This is a genomic window from Streptomyces sp. TBY4 (assembly GCF_024213195.1).
GTDB lineage: Bacteria > Actinomycetota > Actinomycetes > Streptomycetales > Streptomycetaceae > Streptomyces.
This window is the reverse complement of record NZ_JANAVF010000001.1, coordinates 345,456-362,425: the sequence shown is the minus strand read 5'-3', so window position 1 is coordinate 362,425 and position 16,970 is coordinate 345,456. Positions and strand designations below refer to the sequence as shown.

The following is a 16,970-nucleotide window of genomic DNA, read 5'->3' as shown; positions in this document are numbered from 1 at the left end:
GACTTTGCGGACACCCCCTAGCGCCAGCCGTAGCGCTCGCGGAGTCGGTCGACGACCAGCTGGAATCGGGTCCGGTCCAGCGCGCACGCTTCGCGGCGCATGCCGTCCTCGTGTACGCGCAGCACCCGGTCCACGTCCACCCAGGACTCCCGTCCCGCGCTGTCCCACGGCCCGGTGCCGATGGGGACCCACTCGCGGTCGTGGTCGTGCCGCTTGCTGGACAGCTGTACGGCCAGGAGCGTGCCGCTCGCTTCCCGGGCGACGACGAGCACCGGCCGGTCCTTGCCCCGCCCGTCGTTTTCTTCGAACGGGACCCAGGTCCACACGATTTCACCGGGATCGGGATCCCCGTCGCGATCGGGAGCGTACGAGGTCTGCACCGGCCCGATGGCGTTCGGATCGGCCTCGGCCGTCGCGGTGACGCCGTCGCGTCCGGGCTGCTCGACTTGACCGTTGCTGGGGTTGCTCTGGTGCGAAAGTGCCGTCATTCGGGCGAGGTTACCGGGTGGGCGGGTGGTGACGGGGGTGGGCCGTGCTGCGGGCGGGTCGGTGGCTGCGAGGGGTGCCGGGCGGCGTCCCGGCAGTCGAGCGTCCTTCCGTGGTGGGACGGTCCGTCAAGGGCGCTCCTGCGTCGCGTCGCTCCGCGATGGCCTTCGGCCACCCTTGACGGACCGTCCCACCACGGAACAACACAAGACTTCCGGGATCCCCCCGGGGAATGGCCGGGGGGAAGTGGGGGGAGGGGCGGCCTTGTCGGGGATGCCCGTGCCTGCTTCGGCGGGTTCTCCCCGGTGCGGAGCCGCCGGGGAGCGGCGGCCATCCCCGGGGACCCCGTGTACACGGGCGTGCGGCTCTAGATCCAGCCCTCCAGTGATGCCATGAAGCCGTCGAAGTCGTCGCGGTGGATCGTGTGGCCGGCGCCGGTGACCGAGCGGACCTCGAAGCCGCGTTCCCTGAGGACCGCCGCGCGCTCCGGGGAGATCAGGAAGCTCGGGTCCGCCAGCTGGACGAGGGACGGGACCACCGGCGCGGCCGGCAGCAGGTCCGCGCCCATCAGCGGAGCCAGGCTCAGGGCGGTCGCCTCGTCCCAGACGGCCAGGGTGGCCAGTTCGATGTCCACGTCGGCCTCCTCCCAGCGCGGGTTCATCGCCTGGATCTGCTCCTTGGGGGCGGACTTGAACTGGGCGAACATCTCGGGGCCGAAGCCCTCGCCGAGCTCCGCCAGGTGCCAGGCGGGGTCGGAGAACACGGCGCGCTGCGGCTTCAGGCGGTCGACCGCCTTGGCGAGGGTGAGGCCGCCGAGGGAGTGGCCGATGGCGAGTTCGGCGCCGGTCGGGAGCGTTTCGGCCACGTCGTCGGCGAAGGCCTCCGGGCTGTACTCGCCCCGGCCGCTGGCGCCGTGGCCGCGCAGGTCCACGGCGATGACGCGGTAACCGCGATCGGCCAGGGCGGGGCCGACCCGGCGCCAGGTGCGGTGGTCGGCCATGATGCCGTGGATCAGGAGGGCGATGCGGTCGCCTTCGCCCCAGGTGTGGGTGTGGAGCTGCACTGTGGTGCCTTTCGAAGCAAGGGTGAGTGGTGGGGGAGCGCGGCGGTCCTAGCGGACGCTGCGGATCGGCTTGACGGCCAGGGCGCCGGCCACCGCCAGGGCGGCGGCCGTGATGAACAGGGCCGTGTAGCCGCCGCTCAGGGACACGATCACCGAGGCGATGAAGGGGGCGACGATCTGGGGGCCGGCGTTGGCGATGTTCAGTACGCCCATGTCGCGGGCGGCGTCCTCGGCCTTGGGGAGGACCATCGTGACCAGGGCGGTGTCCACGGCCATGTAGCAGCCGAACGCGAGGCCGTTGATCACGGCGAAGGCCAGCATGGCCGTCCAGCTGGTCGACAGGGCGGGGATCACCAGAGCGATGGCGGACAGCAGGGCGGAGGCGCCGACGAAGAGCTTGCGGCGGTCGTACTTGTCCGAGAGCCATCCGCCGAGGACGGTGGAGACGACCATCGCCACGCTCGTCAGCGGCATCATGATCGCTACGGCCGCCTCCGGCTTCATACCGGCGGGCAGCGCGGTGTGGTCCTGGAGGATGTACAGCTGGTAGCCGCTCACCGCGAAGTAGCCGAGGACCAGCAGGGCCCGGCCGATGAATGCCCAGCGGAAGTCGTGGTCGTTGAGTGCGCTCGCGAAGGCGGCCAGTTGGGCCTTGACCGGCAGGGAGGGCTTGGCCGGGCGGCGCTCCTCGCGGGTGCAGGCGGTGAACAGGACGGCGGCGCCGGCGACGAGCGCGCCGAAGATCAGGTAGCCGGTGCGGTAGTCGTCCGAGAAGGCCGCGCCGATCAGGGCGCCGATGGTGGAGCCCAGCGGAAGGCCGAGGCCGACGGCGGCGGAGGCCTTGCCGCGGGCGCTCATCGGTACCCGGTCGGGGACCACGGAGGTGATGGCGGCCTGGTAGATGTTCATCACTGCCTGGCCGAGGCACCAGGCGATGGTGATGAGCAGGATCGTGTCCGCGACGCCGAGCAGGAACATCGCCGGTATCGCGGCGAGTCCGCCGCCCAGGATCCAGGGGTTGCGCCGTCCGCTGCGGTCGGACAGGGCGCCCGCGACGGGGTTGAAGACCGTCGCGAAGATCGCCGAGACCCCCGCGATCAGGCCGAAGTTGGAGACCTTGTTCGCCGCGTCGATGTCTTCGACCTGGAGGGCGAGGAGCACGCCGGCGACGCCGATGTAGAGGGCGTACATGGCGCCGTTGCCGACGAGCAGCAAGGGGAGCAGGCCGCGCCGGGAGGCGGGGGCGGAGGTGTCGGTGGCGGCGGTGGTGCCGGTGCCGGGGGAGGAAAGGGCCACGGTGCCCTCCTGGGCAGTTGAGGGAAGGAACGAGGGGTTGGGGAGGGTGCTGAGGGGTGCGGGGAGGAGTGCGCGCCGCCCTGTCGCGACGGCGGGGGTGCGACGGAACGCGGCAGGGCGGCGGCACGGCGGGGCACGTCACCGGCACGTGGGGAGACACCCTTGGTGAAGCCCGGGTGACGCCTTGGTTACACGTGTCAGTGAATCGTGTAACCACTGTGTAGCATTGGTTTCCGGCCATCCGCTAGCCCCCGGGCACAAACGGTCTGGAAAGATGCCACGGCAATGTCTCAGTCATCGAAGCCCCCCACACCGCCGTCGCAGCCGCCCGTTCCGACCAGCGCCGACGTCGCCCGTCTCGCCGGAGTGTCGCGCGCGACGGTCTCGTACGTCCTGAACAACGCGGAGGCCGTACGCATCAGCGAGCCGACCCGCCGCAAGGTGCGCGAGGCCGCCGAGGAGCTCGGTTACGTCCCCCACGCGGCCGCACGCAGCCTGCGCGCCGGGCACACGCGCATCGTGCTGCTGCCCACCTCGCACGTGCCGATCGGGCCGCTGTACAGCACCTTCCTCAACGAGTTGCAGTGGGCGCTGCGCGCCCTGGACTACACGGTGGTCCAGTACGGCAGCCTCGGCCTCACCGGTGACGAGGCCGCACGGGCCTGGGCAGAACTGCGGCCGGTCGCGGTGCTCTCCCTCGGGGAGATCACCCTGTCGGCGCACAACGTGGCGACGCTGAAGCGGGCCGGGGCGCGCGCGGTGCTGACGATGGGGCCGGAGGCCGTGCCCGGGGCGCACGCGCTGGTCATGGACCAGGCGGAGGTCGGCGCGCGGGCGGCGGAGCACCTGGTGGAGCGGGGCCGACGGCGGATCGGTGTGGTCGTTCCGGAGGAGGAGGGGCTCGGCCTGTTCTCCACGCCCCGGCTGGCGGGGGCGCGGTCCGTGGCGGGGGCGGAGGTCGTCCCCCTGCGGATGGCCTACTCGGAGGAATCGGCGGCGGAGCTGGCGGAGCGGTGGGGGTCGCTGGGCCTGGAGGCGGCCTTCGCGTACAACGACGAGTACGCGATGCTGCTGATGCGGGCCTTCCAGGACGTCGGGCTGCGGGTGCCGCAGGACGTGGCCGTCATGGGCGCGGACGACCTGCTGATCGGGCGGCTGCTGCGGCCGAGGCTCAGCACGGTGCAGATCGAGATGCCGACGGGGGAGCAGCTGGCGGCGCTGGTGGACCAGGCGGTACGGGAGCCCGCGGCGGCGGTGCGCAGGCGTGACCTGATGGCTGCGGTGGCGGTGCCGCGCGACTCGACGTGAGCCGGCCGGTCTGTTTCCGCGGGGCTGCGGCCCGGACCCCGGCGGCGGGCCGGTAGCGCCCGAGGGCCGGGGGCTGCGGCCGGACCCCTGGGGCTCCGCCCCAGACCCCGCGCCTCAAACGCCGGCGGGGCTGGATTTGGCCGGCCCCCGGTAGTGGTGCCGCGGTCGGTGCAGGTCGGGGGCCCGGTGAGGTCAGGGGGCCGTTGACAGCGGGGGCAGAGGGGCGGAGACTTCGGGCGCGCCCCACCGGGCGCGGGCGGAGCGTGCGCCGGGCCGGACAGTGGTGTCGGTGTGCCGCGCCGCCTCCCGTTCGCCCCGGAGGGACTCCATGAGCATCCGTACCGTCCGCGACGTCTACGTCGTCGACGCCGTCCGCACCCCGATCGGGAAGTTCGGCGGCGCCCTCGCCGGGGTCCGCCCCGACGACCTGGCCGCCCACGTGGTGCGCGCGCTCGTGGACCGTACGCCCGCACTGGATCCGGCCCGCATCGACGACGTCGTCTTCGGGGACGCCAACGGCGCGGGCGAGGACAACCGCGACGTGGCCCGCATGGCGGTGCTGCTCGCCGGGCTCCCCGTCACCGTGCCCGGGGTGACCGTCAACCGCCTGTGCGGCTCCGGGCTCGAAGCCGTCGTCCAGGCGGCCCGCGCCATCGCGCTCGGCGACGCCTCCGTCGCCATCGCCGGGGGAGTCGAGTCCATGAGCCGGGCCCCCTGGGTGGTGCAGAAGCCGGAGCGTGCCTTCCCCGCCGGGCACCAGCAGATGTGGTCCACCACGCTCGGCTGGCGGATGACCAACCCCCGCATGCCGGCGGAGTGGACGGGTTCCCTCGGCGAGGGAGCCGAGCTCGTCGCCGACAAGCACGGCATCACCCGCGAGGCGCAGGACGCCTTCGCGCTGGAGAGCCACCGCAAGGCGGCGGCCGCCTGGGCGGCCGGGCAGTACGACGCCGAGGTCGTGCCGTACGCGGGTGTGGACCTCGTGCGCGACGAGTGCATCCGCGAGGGCTCCACGCCCGAGGCGCTCGCCCGGCTGAAGCCCGCCTTCCGGAGCGACGGCACCGGCACGGTCACGGCCGGCAACGCCTCGCCGCTCAACGACGGTGCCGCCGCACTGCTGTTGACGGACGAGGAGGGCCTCGCCGCCACCGGCCGGGAGCCGTTGGCCCGGATCAGTGCGTCGGCCGTCACCGGGATCGAGCCCCAGCTCTTCGGGCTGGGGCCGGTGGAGGCCGTCGAGCGCGCGCTCGCCAAGGCGGGCCGCGGTTTCGCGGATCTGGCCGCCTTCGAGCTCAACGAGGCTTTTGCCGCACAGGCGTTGGGATGCCTGGCCGCCTGGCCCGAGCTGGATCCGGCCGTGGTCAACCCGCGCGGCGGGGCCATCGCGATCGGGCACCCGCTCGGTGCGTCGGGCGCCCGGCTGGCCGGTTCGGTGGCGCACCAGCTCGCGGCGGCCGGATCCGGGACCGGGGTCGCCGCCCTGTGCATCGGTGTGGGGCAGGGGATCGCCCTCGTTCTGGAGCGCTGAGTCTGTGCTGACCCGACTCCGGGATGGCGATCGTTTCCGGTCATAGTCGGGCGCCAACTGTTCCGCAAGCGAAGAGAATTGATGCCCCCGGTGCGGTGGGGTGGCACGATGGCGCGTGCTGCCGCCACCCCCCGCGCCACGCTCCCCGCATCCGGAGGCCCTGCGCCATGCCGCTCCTCGATCCGACGCTCTGGCAGGACGGACCCACCCTCACCGGAGGCACCGCCCCGGTCCTCGAACCGGCCACGGGCCAGACCCTCGCGACCATCGACCTGGCCGCCCCGGCCGATGTGGCGGAGGTGGCCGTACGGGCCCACGCGGCCCAGCGGGACTGGGCCCGGGCCACCCACCTGGAGCGGGCGGCCGTGCTGCGCCGGGCCGGTGACCTGTTCACCGCCCACGCCGGCGAGCTGCGGGACTGGCTGGTCCGGGAGTCCGGATCGATCCCCGGCAAGGCCGACTTCGAGCTGCACGTCGCCGCGCAGGAGTGCTACGAGGCCACGGCCCTGGCCTCGCGCCCGGCCGGGCAGGTGCTGCCGAGCGAGGCGCCGCGGCTGTCCTTCACCCGCCGCGAACCGGTCGGTGTCGTGGGGGTGGTGGCCCCCTTCAATGCGCCGCTGATCCTCTCGATCCGCTCGGTCGCGCCCGCGCTCGCCCTCGGCAACGCGGTGCTCCTCAAGCCGGACCGCCGTACCGCGGTCAGCGGCGGGCTCGCGCTCGCCGCCGTCTTCGCCGCGGCCGGCCTGCCGGGCGGACTGCTGCACGTCCTGCCCGGCGGCGCCGGGACGGGCGCGGCGGTGGTCGCCGATCCCCTGGTCAGGGTCGTGTCGTTCACCGGCTCCACCGCGAGCGGCCGCATGGTCGGTGAGCTGGCGGGCCGTCACCTCAAGCGGGCGCACCTGGAGTTGGGCGGGAACTCGGCGCTCGTCGTGCTCCGCGACGCCGACGTGGCGGCGGCCGTCGCACAGGCCTCCTGGGGCTCCTTCTTCCACCAGGGCCAGATCTGCATGACGGCCGGCCGGCACCTCGTGCACGCCTCGCTCTACGACGAGTACGTGGAGCGGCTCGCCGCGCGCGCGGAGGAACTCGCGGTCGGGGACCCGTACCGCGAGCGGGTGCACCTGGGGCCGCTCATCGACCGGTCCCAGCTGGACCGGGTGCACGGCCTGGTCGAGGCCAGCACCGCTCAGGGCGCCAAACTCGTCACGGGCGGCGCCCACGAGGAGCTCTTCTACCGGCCGACGGTGCTGGCGGGCGCCGGGGACGACAGCCCGGCCTACACGGAGGAGGTCTTCGGCCCCGTGGCACCCGTACGGTCCTTCGCGACGGAGGACGAGGCCGTGGAGCTGGCCTCCGCCGGCCCCTACGGGCTCTCCCTCGGGATCGTGACCGGGGACGCGGCGCGCGGGCTGGACCTGGCGGGGCGGATCCCGGTCGGGATCGCGCACGTCAACGACCAGACGGTGAACGACGAGGCCGTGGCCCCCTTCGGCGGCGTCGGCGCGTCCGGCACCGGCGCCCGGTTCGGCGGCGAGGCGAACCTCGACGCCTTCACCGAGCTGCGCTGGACCACGCTCCGCGCCACCCCGGGCGGGCATCCGTTCTAGTCCGCGGATCCAGTCCGCGGGCGCGGTCAGGAATGCTTCGCGCCGGCCGTTCGTTCAGGGAGAACAAGCAGCTCAGGGAAACGAGCGGCACCGCACTGTGGAGGTCTGGAAAACCGTGGCTACTGTCGAACTCACCAAGGAGAACTTCGACCGGACGGTGAGCGAGAACTCGTTCGTCCTGATCGACTTCTGGGCGGGCTGGTGCCGTCCCTGCCTGCAGTTCGCCCCGGTCTACGAGAAGGCCGCCGAGGCCAACCCCGACCTGCTCTTCGCCAAGGTGGACACCGAGGCGCAGCAGGAGCTCGCCGCGGCCTTCCAGATCAGCTCGATCCCGACGCTCATGATCGTCCGGGACCAGGTCGCGATCTTCTCGCAGCCGGGCGCGCTGCCCGAGGCGGCGCTGACGGACCTCATCGCCCAGGCCCGGGCGCTGGACATGGACGAGGTGCGGACGCAGATCGCCGCGGAGCAGGCCGGCGGCGCCACGGCCGGGGAGCCCGGCACGCCGGACGCCTGATCCGGCACGCCGGACGCCCGATTACGTGACGGCCCCCCGCCGTGCGGTGAGACTGGGCCGATGAGCGAAGCGGTGGAGTACGACGTAGTGGTCCTGGGCGGGGGTCCGGCCGGCGAGAACGTCGTGGACCGGACCCGCGCCGCCGGGCTGAGCACGGCGCTGGTCGAGAGCGAGCTGGTGGGCGGTGAGTGCTCGTACTGGGCCTGCATTCCCAGCAAGGCGCTGCTGCGCCCGGCGCTGGCCCGGGCCGACGCGCGCCGGGTGCCCGGTCTCGCGGGGGCGGTGACCGGTCCGCTGGACGCGGAGGCGGTCTTCGCACACCGGGACTACTGGACCGGGAGCTGGAAGGACGACGGCCAGATCGACTGGCTGGAGTCGGTCGGCGCCCACGTGTACCGGGGGCACGGGCGCCTGTACGGGATCCGCAAGGTCGCCGTCACCAGCCCGGAGGGGGAGCACCACGTGCTCGCCGCCCGGCACGCGGTCGTCGTCGCGACCGGCACCCGGGCCGTGATCCCGGACCTTCCGGGCATGGGGGAGGCCCGGCCGTGGACCAGCCGCGAGGCCACCTCGGCGCAGGCGGCGCCGGGCCGGCTGCTGATCGTCGGCGGGTCGGTGGTGGCCGCGGAGATGGCGACGGCCTGGCAGGCCCTCGGCTCCGAGGTGACCGTGCTCGTACGGGGCTCCGGGCTGCTGCCGCGCATGGAGCCCTTCGCGGGGGAACTGGTCGCCGAGGCGCTGCGCGAGGCGGGCGCGGTGGTCCGTACGGGCGTGGCCGTCGAGTCCGTCGTACGGGACGGCTCGACCGGGCCCGTCACGGTGGTGCTCGAAGGAGGCGAGACGCTGGAGGGCGACGAGCTGCTGATGGCGACGGGGCGCTCCCCGCGCACCGAGGACATCGGGCTCGACACCGTCGGCCTCACCCCGGGCGGGTGGATCGCGGTGGACGACAGCTGCCGGGTCCCGGGGACCGACTGGCTGTACGCGGTCGGCGACGTCAACCACCGGGCGCTCCTCACCCACCAGGGGAAGTACCAGGCCCGGATCGCCGGCGCCGTCATCGCCGCCCGGGCGGCGGGCAACGGAACACTGGACAGCGGCCGTTGGGGCGCGCACGCGGCCACCGCCGATACGCACGCCCTCCCGCAGGCGGTGTTCACCGACCCGGAGGCCGCCTCGGTGGGCCTCACCCTCGCGGAGGCGGAGCGTGCCGGGCACCGGGTCCGGGCCGTGGACTACGACCTGGGCAAGGTGTCCGGAGCGGGCCTGTACGCCGACGGGTACCGGGGCCGGGCCCGCATGGTGGTGGACCTGGACCGCGAGGTGCTGCTCGGCGTCACCTTCGTCGGCCCGGGCGCGGCCGAGCTCCTGCACGCGGCGACCGTCGCGGTCGCGGGAGAGGTGCCCATCGGGCGACTGTGGCACGCGGTCCCGGCGTTCCCGACGATCAGCGAGATCTGGCTCCGGCTGCTGGAGGCGTACAGAGGATAGCCACCGCCTCTCAGGACGGATGCCGGAGACCTGCGGTGTGCGTGGGTTCCTCGCTTCACCACTCGGATGGAATCGAACGTACGAGTCAAAGGTGATGGCCGCTCGTTCGGCCGATCATGGTCCTCTCGCACTGTCAGACTCCGAAGAGGGCATGCGCCGTTGGAGCTTGGGCAGGGCGGGGTGGAAGTGAAAGAGCAGGGGACGGCTGGTCGCGCCGCGCCGGGAGGCGCAGGGCCGGGCGTGACGGACCGCGGAGTCCCGCGCGCACGTGTGGTGACGGACGATCCGCCGGGCGGGCCGCCGTCCAGTGCGGGGCCGCGGCATGTGGCCTGCGTGATGGATGGCAACGGGCGCTGGGCGCAACGGCGTTCGCTTCCCCGTACGGCGGGTCACCGGGCGGCGGAGGCCGCGGTCATCGATGTCATCGAGGCGGCCCGGACCGCCGGCGTGGAGTGGCTCAGCCTGTACGCGTTCTCCACCGAGAACTGGAACCGCCCCGGTACCGAGGTCGAATTCCTGATGCGTCTGGTGCGGCGGGTCGTGCGCAAGCACGCGCCGCTGTTGCTCGCGCGCGGTATCCGCTGCCGTTTCCTCGGCGTCAGCGACCCGCGGATCCCCCGTGCACTGGCCCAGGACTTCGAGGACGTGGCGGTACTGACCGCCGAGAACCGGGGGATGACGCTGACCGTGGCCTTCGACCACGGGGGGCGCCGGGACATCGTCGAGGCCGCGAGGTCGCTGATCCTCAGCGGGACGCCCGCAGACGAAGTGACCGAGCGACTCTTCGCGGACCACCTGCCCTTCCCCGACACCCCCGACGTGGACCTGGTCGTCCGTACCTCGGGTGAGCAGCGCATCTCCAACTTCATGCTCTGGCAGGTCGCCTACGCCGAGTGGGTTTTCCCCGAGGTGCTGTGGCCGGACTTCCGGGCCCCCGACTTCCTGGCCTGCCTGCACGCTTACCGGCACCGCGACCGCCGCTTCGGCGGCGTGGCCGCCCGGACGAACGGAGACCCATCATGACCACCGAAACCACGGGAACGGCAGACGGGGCAACCCTGTTCGGGCCGCATTCGCAGTTCGCCACCTTCTTCGACGACCCGCGCTGGGCCTTAGCCATCATCCGCGCCACCGTCCTGGAGGCCGCTCACCCTCAGATCGGCGCCGCCCTCGCCGACAACTCCACCTTCGTCACCCACCCCTGGCGCCGACTGCGCAACACCTTCCTCAGCATGCGGCGCATGTTCGGCGCCGACCAGGCAGAACGCGAACGGGAGGCCGCCCGGCTCAACCGGCTGCACGCGCGCATGAGCGGATCGGACTCACGCGGACGCGCCTACGACGCGATGGACCGGGCGACCCGCGCCTGGGTGGTCGCCACCCTCTTCGAGAGCGCCGTCACCATGTGCCGGCTGAGCGGCCAGCCGCTGGACCAGGACACGATGGAGCGGATGTACGCCGAGTACCGTGCGTACCTCGCCGCGCTCGACGGCGACGCCGCGGAACTCCCCGAGGACCTGCACGACTTCTGGCCGTACTTCGACCGCGTCGTCGAGAACGAGCTGGAGAACACCGAGGCGGCCCGCGTCATCCTCTACCGGCTCTTCGACCACCTGCCCGCTCCCGCGCTGCTCGACGGCGCGCCGACGCTATGGGCAGCCGGCCGCGCCGTGGTCGGTCCGCTCCTCGGCGCGATCACCGTCGCCTCGCTCCCCGAGCCCTACCGCCGCCGGGCCGGCCTGCCCGAGATGCCGGGCGCCGCGACCCTCATGCAGGGCGCCTACCTCGCTGCCGGGCTGACCCGATTCCTGCCCGAGGGCTGGATCAACGCCGAGACCATCATCGAAACCCTCTCGCTCTCGCCCGACAGCGACGACCCCCGCGCCCGCACCGTAACCGCCCTGCGCGCCCGCATGAAGCGGGCATCGGCCCTGCTCCGCCTCCTCACACCGCTCAGCGGCGACGCCGACTTCGAACCGGCACCGTCGAGGGGAACGGACGAGAACCGACGCCCGGCGGAGGAGTTCTTCCGCCGGGTGCTGGACCAGACAGGCGACGGCCACCTCGACTGGCCCGACCTCGCTGCCATGGCACGCGAACTCTCCACCCGCCTCGACCTGGACGAACCCGAGGAGACCCGGCTCTACGATGCCTTCGCCGCCTGGTGGCGCGAACTCCAGGCCGCCCTGGACACGGACGGCGACGGCCGAGTCAGCGCCGAAGAGTACGCGACCGCTGTCCCCTCCCTCGCCGGACCCGCACTCATCCGCGTTGCCGAGGTCCTCTTCGACGCCACCGACAAGGACGGCAACGGGAGGATCGACGCGGACGAGTACCGGACCCTCTTCCGTACCGCCTTCCACCGGGACCTCACCACCGCCGACGGCGCGTACGGCAAGAGCGCCTTCGTCGGTGACTTCCTCTCCTTCATGGCCGGCCGCCGCACAGGTACGCCGTACGACCCGATCCTCGCCGACGCCTGACGGACACTGTTAGCCGTTTCACCTCCCTTGATGTGGCATCGTCCTTGCTCGTGGGCGAGGCTGGAACCCATGGAGATCAGGACGGGCCGCAGGAGCGACGCGGCCGAGGTTGCGGCCCTGCATGCCGAGAGTTGGCGTACGGCCTATGCGGGAATCATGCCCGGCAGCTTCCTTGCCGGCCCTCTCCTCGAAGACCGCCTGGAGCTCTGGCTCGGCCGACTTGACGAGCCGCACCCGGGGGCGGCGCTGTTCGTGATGGCGGGAGCGGCTGACGTAGAAGGGTTCGCGTATCTGATCCCCCAATCCGACGGCCGACTCCTGCTGGACAACCTGCACGCCAGGCCGGGCCGCACCGGGTCCGGGATCGGAGGTCGACTGCTGGCGCACGCCTTGGCATGGGCAGCCGATGAACACCCGGGCAGCTCGGTCTACCTGGAAGTGCTGCGCGCCAATACGCGCGCCATCGCCTTTTACGAGCGGCATGGTGCCCTCCGCACCGACGAGCGTGTCTGCCGGTTCGAGCAGGGCTTCGAGTTGCCCGAGTTCGAATACACCTGGCCCGTCGCCCCACCCGCGTAGGCACGCGCGGCGTGCAGGGTGTGACGACGAGACGCACGGTGAAAGGGACGGCGACGGCCTAGCCGGCCCGCCGGGCCGTGACCAGGAGGTACTCCCAGTCCATGGCTCCGTCGACGAGGTGCCGGGCGACCAGGTCGTCGAGGGCGGCGTCGAGGGCGGCCACCCGCTCGGGGTCCTCGGAGACGAAGCGGTACGTGGCGATGGTGGGCCCGTAGCAGGCCTTGAAGTACTCCCGGAACTCCTCCGGCCGGGCGAAGCGGTCCACGTGCAGCGACTGTCGCCGGGCGTCGAAGCCGGTCACCCGGTCCCCGAGCAGGGAGCGCACGTGTTCCGGGTCGCCCCACAGGGGCGGCGGCTGGACTCCGGGCGGCGGCGGTGGGGCGTAGGGGCGCATCGTGGCGAACATCTGCCCGATGAACCCCTCCGGGGTCCAGTTGAGCAGTCCGATGGTGCCGCCCGGCCGGCAGACGCGGACCAGTTCGTCGGCCGTCTCCTGGTGGTGCGGGGCGAACATGACGCCGACGCAGGACATCACCGTGTCGAAGTCGCCGTCCGCGAAGGGCAGGGCTTCCGCGTCCGCCTCCCGCCAGTCCAGCCGGGCGCCCTGCGCCTGCGCGAGCCGGCGGCCGGCCTCGAGGAGCTCGGGCGTGAGGTCGGAGGCGGTGACCTCGGCGCCGAGCAGGGCCGCGGGGATGGAGGCGTTCCCGGAGCCCGCCGCGACGTCGAGGACGCGGTCGCCGGGCCCGATGCCGCAGGCCCGTACCAGCTCGCCACCCAGCTCGTTGACGACGTTCGAGGCCACGGAGGGGTAGTCGCCGAGCGCCCACATCGCGCGGTGCTTCGCCTTGAGGGCATCGGGGGGCGGGGGCGCGCTCTCGTTGTTCATGCCCCCATGACTAGCGCCTGTGCGGGTCCCGGGGATGGCGACGCCGCGGGGGTGGTCCCGTGCTCCGCCCACACGGGGGACAAGGACCGCACGGGGTACGAGGACTGCACGGGGTGCGAGGGCTAGAAGATCATGCACGTGGTGGTGGCGTGGGCGATCAGCTTGCCCTGCTCGTCCCTCACCTTGCCCTCGGCGGTGGCGGTGCGGCGGCCGGCGTGGATGACGCTGCCCTCGGCGGTCAGTACCTGTCCGTCGGTGCGGGCGGCGCGGATGTAGTTGACCTTGAGTTCGAGGGTGGTGTAGCCGGTCCCGGCGGGGAGCGTGGTGTGGACCGCGCAGCCCATGGCGGAGTCGAGGAGGGTGGCGGCGATGCCGCCGTGGACGGTGCCGAGGGGGTTGGCGAAGTCGGGGCGGGTGTCGAGGGAGACGACGATGCGGCCGTGCTCGACCTCGTCGAAGCGCATGCCCAGCAGCCGGCCGATGGAGGGAATGTCGGTGGGGCGTTCCGTCTGCACCCACTGCATCAGTTCCAGGCCGGTCATGGCGGCGAAGTCGGTGGTGGTCACGTGCGGTCTCCTCGGGTGGGGTGGGGCGGGGTGCCGTCGCGGCGACGGCGGCGGTGGGTGCGTGGGGCGGGCGCGTGCGGGCTACGGGCGGGGCGGGGGTTCGGCTTCGCCGCGGTCGCGCAGGGCGTGCAGGAGCAGGTCGTGGATCTCGGCGGCGGCCGCCTCGATCGGAGCGGTGCTCCGCTCGGCCCGGGACATGATGACGGCGCCCTCGGCCGCGGCGATGACGAAGGAGCCCAGCCTCCTGCTGCGTTCCTCCGTCAGGCCGTGCCGGACGAAGAGGGCCGCGAGGGCGTCCCGCCAGCGGGCGAAGACGGCGGCCGCGGAACGGACGAGCTGGGGTGCGTCGTCGTTGGTCTCCACGGCCACCGCCACGATCGGACAGCCGGCCCGGAAATCGCTCTCTGTGAGCCGGTCCCGCCACAGGACGAAGAACGCGTCGATGGCGGCCACCGGATCACCGGCCCGCGTCATGGCGTCGATCAGGCCCGCGATGAAGTCCCCGGCCAGGGCCACCGCCTCGTCGATGAGCTGCGTCCGACCGCCGGGGAAGTGGTGGTACACCGAGCCCCGGGGCGCTCCGCTGTGGGCGAGGACCCGGTCGATGCTCGTACCGCTCGCCCCGTACTCGGGCAGGAGGGCGGCGGCGCTGAGGATCATCCGGTCGCGGCTGTCACTCCTGCGCGGACTCACCCGCTCCACCGCCTTCGCACCGTCAGTATGGTCCGCCCGGCTGGGCTACCTCTCAGTAACTTATGGTGTATGGCATAGAACATGCAAGGGTTCGCGCGCCCTCACTCGAAAGCGGCGGCCGCCTCCCGCAGTGCGCGCGCCACGAGCGCAGGGTCGTAGGGCGCCTGCGCACCGGGGGTGTAGGTCACCGAGCGCAGCCGGCCGGAGTAGCGGAAGCTCCGGTGGCGTTCGTGGACCGGCCAGGAGACCGGGGACCTGCGGTCCACGCCCACGCTGATGCCTTGCAGCGGAGCCATGCCGATGAGCTGGTGCACGCTGGGCGAGCGGCCGGTCTCCACGCCGTCGATCAGGATGCGGAACTCCCAGCGCAGGCCCTCCACGGCGTCGGCCGAGAGCGTCACCGTCCGCCGCCCGGCGGGCAGGGGGCCCGCGTCCGTCTCGTGCAGCTCTCCGTACTCGTTGTAGGCGAACCACAGTCGCCGGTCCTCCACGTACAGGCTGTAGCCGCCGCCCTGGTCCCCGTGGGAGACCAGCACGCCCTGGTCGGTGGCGGCATGGTCGTCGAGGGCGACGGTGACGTCGAAGGAGCGGAAGGAGATGAGCCGGGAGGAGCGGTAGCGCTCCAGCTCGGGCGTGCCGGCGAGCAGGGTGACGGGGCGGATGAAGCGCTCCTCGGCGGGGTTGCGCAGGGCGAGTGCGCCGCTGCCGTCGGCGAGGGGGAAGACGCCGTTGCGCCAGGCGGCGCTCTCCCAGGCCGCCGCCAGCTCCTTGACCACCTCCGGATGGTCCCGGGCGACGTCGGTGGTCTCGGTCGGGTCGGTGCGCAGGTCGTACAGCGCCCATTCGCCGTCGTCGTACGGCGCGCCGGGGCGGTGGAGGGTGACCAGCTTCCAGCCGTCGCGGTAGTAGCTCCGGTTCCCGGACATCTCGCAGTACTGCTCGGTGTGCGCGCTGGGCGCGCGCCCGTCGCCGAGGACGGCGGCGAAGCTGACTCCGTCGAGTTCCTGGGCCGGCCGTGAGCGCCACACCTCCGGACGGTGCACCCCCGCCAGGTCGAGCAGGGTGGGGGTGATGTCCGTGACGTACTGGTACTGCTGCCGGATCCCGGAGTCACCTTCGGTGCGCCGCAGCCCCCGGGGCCAGGAGATGACGAACGGCACGCGCACCCCGCCCGCGTAGGTCTGCCCCTTGTAGAGCCGGAAGGGGGTGTTGGAGGCCATGCCCCAGCCGCGCGGGTAGTGCACCAGGCTCCGCGGGCCGCCGATGAGGTCGGTGTCCCGCTCGACGTCCTCGTTCCAGTCGTCCGGCACGGGCTGGTGCACGAAGCGGCTGAAGTAGCTGCGCGTGCCCTCGGCGCCGCCCTCGCCCGTTCCGCCGTTGTCGGAAGTGAAGACGATGATGGTGTTGTCGAGTTCACCGAGTGCGCGCAGGGTGTCCGTGAGGCGCCCGAGGTTCTGGTCGATGTTGTCGACCATCGCCGCGTACACCTCCATGTAGCGGGCGTAGCGCTGCTGTTGCTCGGGCGTCAGCTCGTCCCAGGGGCCTACGTCGAAACCCGTCTCGGAGTTGCGCTCCGGCAGGGCGGTCCCCTCGGGGAAGAGGCCGTCGGCGATCTGGCGGGCGAAGCGGGTCCGGCGGAGGGAGTCCCAGCCGCCGTCGTACCGTCCGCGTCGGCGTTCGATGTCGGCAGGCTTGGCCTGGAGGGGGCCGTGGACGGCGTTGTGCGCCACGTAGAGGAAGAACGGCTTGTCGGGGTCGTGCGCGCGCAGCGACTTCACCATCGAGATGGCCCGGTCGGTGATGTCGTCGGTGTAGTAGTAGTCGTCCGGCAGTTCGTCGATGTCCAGCGGGCTGTTGTCGCTGACCAGTTGGTGCGGGTGGAAGAGGCTGGTCAGCCCCTCCAGCACGCCGTAGTACCGGTCGAATCCCTTCTGCAGCGGCCAGTTGCGCCGGTCGTCGGCGGCGTTGGACGCCGAGTCCCGGGTCAGGTGCCACTTGCCGACGGCGTACGTGGCGTAGCCCGCGTCGTGCAGGACCTCGGCCAGGGTCGGGACGTCCGCGCCGATCTCCATGCCGTAACCGGGAAAGCCCGGGTCGAAGTTGGCGACCGTCGAGTACCCGACGCGGTGCGGGTTGAGGCCCGTGAGCAGCGCCGCGCGGGCGGGGGAGCACAGGGGCATGGTGTGGTAGTTGGCCAGGCGGAGGCCGCCCTCGGCCAGTTCGTCGAGTACGGGAGTGGGGACCTCCGATCCGAAGGGCCCGATGTCGCTGTAGCCCATGTCGTCGACGAGGACCACGACGATGTTCGGGGCAGGGTCACCGGGCCGGCGTGGCGGCTGCCAGGAGGGCACGGACTCGGCGAAGGTGCGGCCGACCCGTCCGGCGAAGCCTTCGTAGGGATCGGGGTGGTTCGGGGTGCCGGAAGCGCTCGGGCTGGTCACGGACGGAGCTCCTTCGGAAGGGAGGG

15 protein-coding genes are annotated in these 16,970 nt (G+C 72.6%); 8 read left to right on the top strand and 7 right to left on the bottom strand.

Going from position 1 to position 16,970, the window contains the following annotated elements:
* Nucleotides 1-17: 17 nt before the first annotated feature.
* The 3 genes from NLX94_RS01730 to NLX94_RS01720 all read right to left on the bottom strand — a co-directional run bounded on the left by NLX94_RS01730 (nucleotide 18) and on the right by NLX94_RS01720 (nucleotide 2,845).
* Nucleotides 18-488 (bottom strand): type II toxin-antitoxin system PemK/MazF family toxin, encoded by a 471-nt coding sequence (locus NLX94_RS01730; RefSeq protein ID WP_254380729.1) that lies wholly within the window; start codon nucleotides 486-488, stop codon nucleotides 18-20.
* A 365-nt stretch (nucleotides 489-853) separates the two neighbouring features.
* On the bottom strand, nucleotides 854-1,549 hold the full coding sequence (locus NLX94_RS01725; RefSeq protein ID WP_254380728.1) for an alpha/beta hydrolase: 696 nt from the start codon (nucleotides 1,547-1,549) through the stop codon (nucleotides 854-856).
* Nucleotides 1,550-1,597: 48 nt separating this feature from the next.
* Complete coding sequence (locus tag NLX94_RS01720) at nucleotides 1,598-2,845, bottom strand: MFS transporter (RefSeq protein ID WP_254380727.1); 1,248 nt, start codon at nucleotides 2,843-2,845, stop codon at nucleotides 1,598-1,600.
* Nucleotides 2,846-3,130: 285 nt separating this feature from the next.
* Between NLX94_RS01720 and NLX94_RS01715 the strand changes: the two genes are divergently transcribed.
* From NLX94_RS01715 to NLX94_RS01680, 8 genes are all read left to right on the top strand, one after another.
* A complete protein-coding gene (locus tag NLX94_RS01715) occupies nucleotides 3,131-4,153 on the top strand; it encodes a LacI family DNA-binding transcriptional regulator (protein WP_254380726.1) in 1,023 nt (340 codons plus the stop codon).
* A gap of 328 nt (nucleotides 4,154-4,481) precedes the next feature.
* A complete protein-coding gene (locus tag NLX94_RS01710; protein WP_254380725.1) occupies nucleotides 4,482-5,681 on the top strand; it encodes a thiolase family protein in 1,200 nt (399 codons plus the stop codon).
* Nucleotides 5,682-5,848: 167 nt separating this feature from the next.
* Complete coding sequence (locus NLX94_RS01705) at nucleotides 5,849-7,288, top strand: aldehyde dehydrogenase family protein (protein WP_254380724.1); 1,440 nt, start codon at nucleotides 5,849-5,851, stop codon at nucleotides 7,286-7,288.
* Nucleotides 7,289-7,385: 97 nt separating this feature from the next.
* On the top strand, nucleotides 7,386-7,805 hold the full coding sequence (locus NLX94_RS01700) for a thioredoxin family protein (protein WP_374683883.1): 420 nt from the start codon (nucleotides 7,386-7,388) through the stop codon (nucleotides 7,803-7,805).
* Nucleotides 7,806-7,865: 60 nt separating this feature from the next.
* Nucleotides 7,866-9,296, top strand: coding sequence for an NAD(P)/FAD-dependent oxidoreductase (locus NLX94_RS01695; RefSeq protein ID WP_254380722.1), 1,431 nt, complete (start codon nucleotides 7,866-7,868; stop codon nucleotides 9,294-9,296).
* A 336-nt stretch (nucleotides 9,297-9,632) separates the two neighbouring features.
* Nucleotides 9,633-10,319: a polyprenyl diphosphate synthase gene (uppS, locus tag NLX94_RS01690; protein ID WP_254381205.1), complete on the top strand. Its 687-nt coding sequence runs from the start codon at nucleotides 9,633-9,635 to the stop codon at nucleotides 10,317-10,319.
* Nucleotides 10,316-11,779 (top strand): oxygenase MpaB family protein, encoded by a 1,464-nt coding sequence (locus NLX94_RS01685; protein ID WP_254380721.1) that lies wholly within the window; start codon nucleotides 10,316-10,318, stop codon nucleotides 11,777-11,779. The genes uppS and NLX94_RS01685 overlap by 4 nt, the downstream gene beginning before the upstream one ends.
* 69 nt (nucleotides 11,780-11,848) lie before the next feature.
* Entirely contained in the window at nucleotides 11,849-12,358 is a 510-nt protein-coding gene (locus tag NLX94_RS01680) for a GNAT family N-acetyltransferase (protein ID WP_254380720.1), read from the top strand.
* Between the two features lie 58 nt (nucleotides 12,359-12,416).
* Here NLX94_RS01680 and NLX94_RS01675 read toward each other — a convergent pair whose 3' ends face one another.
* The 4 genes from NLX94_RS01675 to NLX94_RS01660 all read right to left on the bottom strand — a co-directional run bounded on the left by NLX94_RS01675 (nucleotide 12,417) and on the right by NLX94_RS01660 (nucleotide 16,944).
* On the bottom strand, nucleotides 12,417-13,244 hold the full coding sequence (locus tag NLX94_RS01675; RefSeq protein WP_254380719.1) for a class I SAM-dependent methyltransferase: 828 nt from the start codon (nucleotides 13,242-13,244) through the stop codon (nucleotides 12,417-12,419).
* 122 nt (nucleotides 13,245-13,366) lie between these two features.
* On the bottom strand, nucleotides 13,367-13,810 hold the full coding sequence (locus NLX94_RS01670; RefSeq protein WP_254380718.1) for a PaaI family thioesterase: 444 nt from the start codon (nucleotides 13,808-13,810) through the stop codon (nucleotides 13,367-13,369).
* 81 nt (nucleotides 13,811-13,891) lie between these two features.
* Entirely contained in the window at nucleotides 13,892-14,470 is a 579-nt protein-coding gene (locus tag NLX94_RS01665; RefSeq protein ID WP_254380717.1) for a TetR/AcrR family transcriptional regulator, read from the bottom strand.
* A gap of 134 nt (nucleotides 14,471-14,604) precedes the next feature.
* Nucleotides 14,605-16,944 (bottom strand): arylsulfatase, encoded by a 2,340-nt coding sequence (locus tag NLX94_RS01660; RefSeq protein WP_254380716.1) that lies wholly within the window; start codon nucleotides 16,942-16,944, stop codon nucleotides 14,605-14,607.
* Nucleotides 16,945-16,970: the final 26 nt, after the last annotated feature.

What these genes read in the sequence shown, in the direction of transcription:
- NLX94_RS01730 (WP_254380729.1), bottom strand. Translation starts at nt 488, where the DNA reads ATGACGGCACTTTCGCACCAGAGCAACCCCAGCAACGGTCAAGTCGAG.
- NLX94_RS01675 (WP_254380719.1), bottom strand. Translation starts at nt 13,244, where the DNA reads ATGAACAACGAGAGCGCGCCCCCGCCCCCCGATGCCCTCAAGGCGAAG.
- uppS (WP_254381205.1), top strand. Translation starts at nt 9,633, where the DNA reads ATGGATGGCAACGGGCGCTGGGCGCAACGGCGTTCGCTTCCCCGTACG.
- NLX94_RS01695 (WP_254380722.1), top strand. Translation starts at nt 7,866, where the DNA reads ATGAGCGAAGCGGTGGAGTACGACGTAGTGGTCCTGGGCGGGGGTCCG.
- NLX94_RS01715 (WP_254380726.1), top strand. Translation starts at nt 3,131, where the DNA reads ATGTCTCAGTCATCGAAGCCCCCCACACCGCCGTCGCAGCCGCCCGTT.
- NLX94_RS01665 (WP_254380717.1), bottom strand. Translation starts at nt 14,470, where the DNA reads ATGATCCTCAGCGCCGCCGCCCTCCTGCCCGAGTACGGGGCGAGCGGT.
- NLX94_RS01705 (WP_254380724.1), top strand. Translation starts at nt 5,849, where the DNA reads ATGCCGCTCCTCGATCCGACGCTCTGGCAGGACGGACCCACCCTCACC.
- NLX94_RS01685 (WP_254380721.1), top strand. Translation starts at nt 10,316, where the DNA reads ATGACCACCGAAACCACGGGAACGGCAGACGGGGCAACCCTGTTCGGG.
- NLX94_RS01680 (WP_254380720.1), top strand. Translation starts at nt 11,849, where the DNA reads ATGGAGATCAGGACGGGCCGCAGGAGCGACGCGGCCGAGGTTGCGGCC.
- NLX94_RS01710 (WP_254380725.1), top strand. Translation starts at nt 4,482, where the DNA reads ATGAGCATCCGTACCGTCCGCGACGTCTACGTCGTCGACGCCGTCCGC.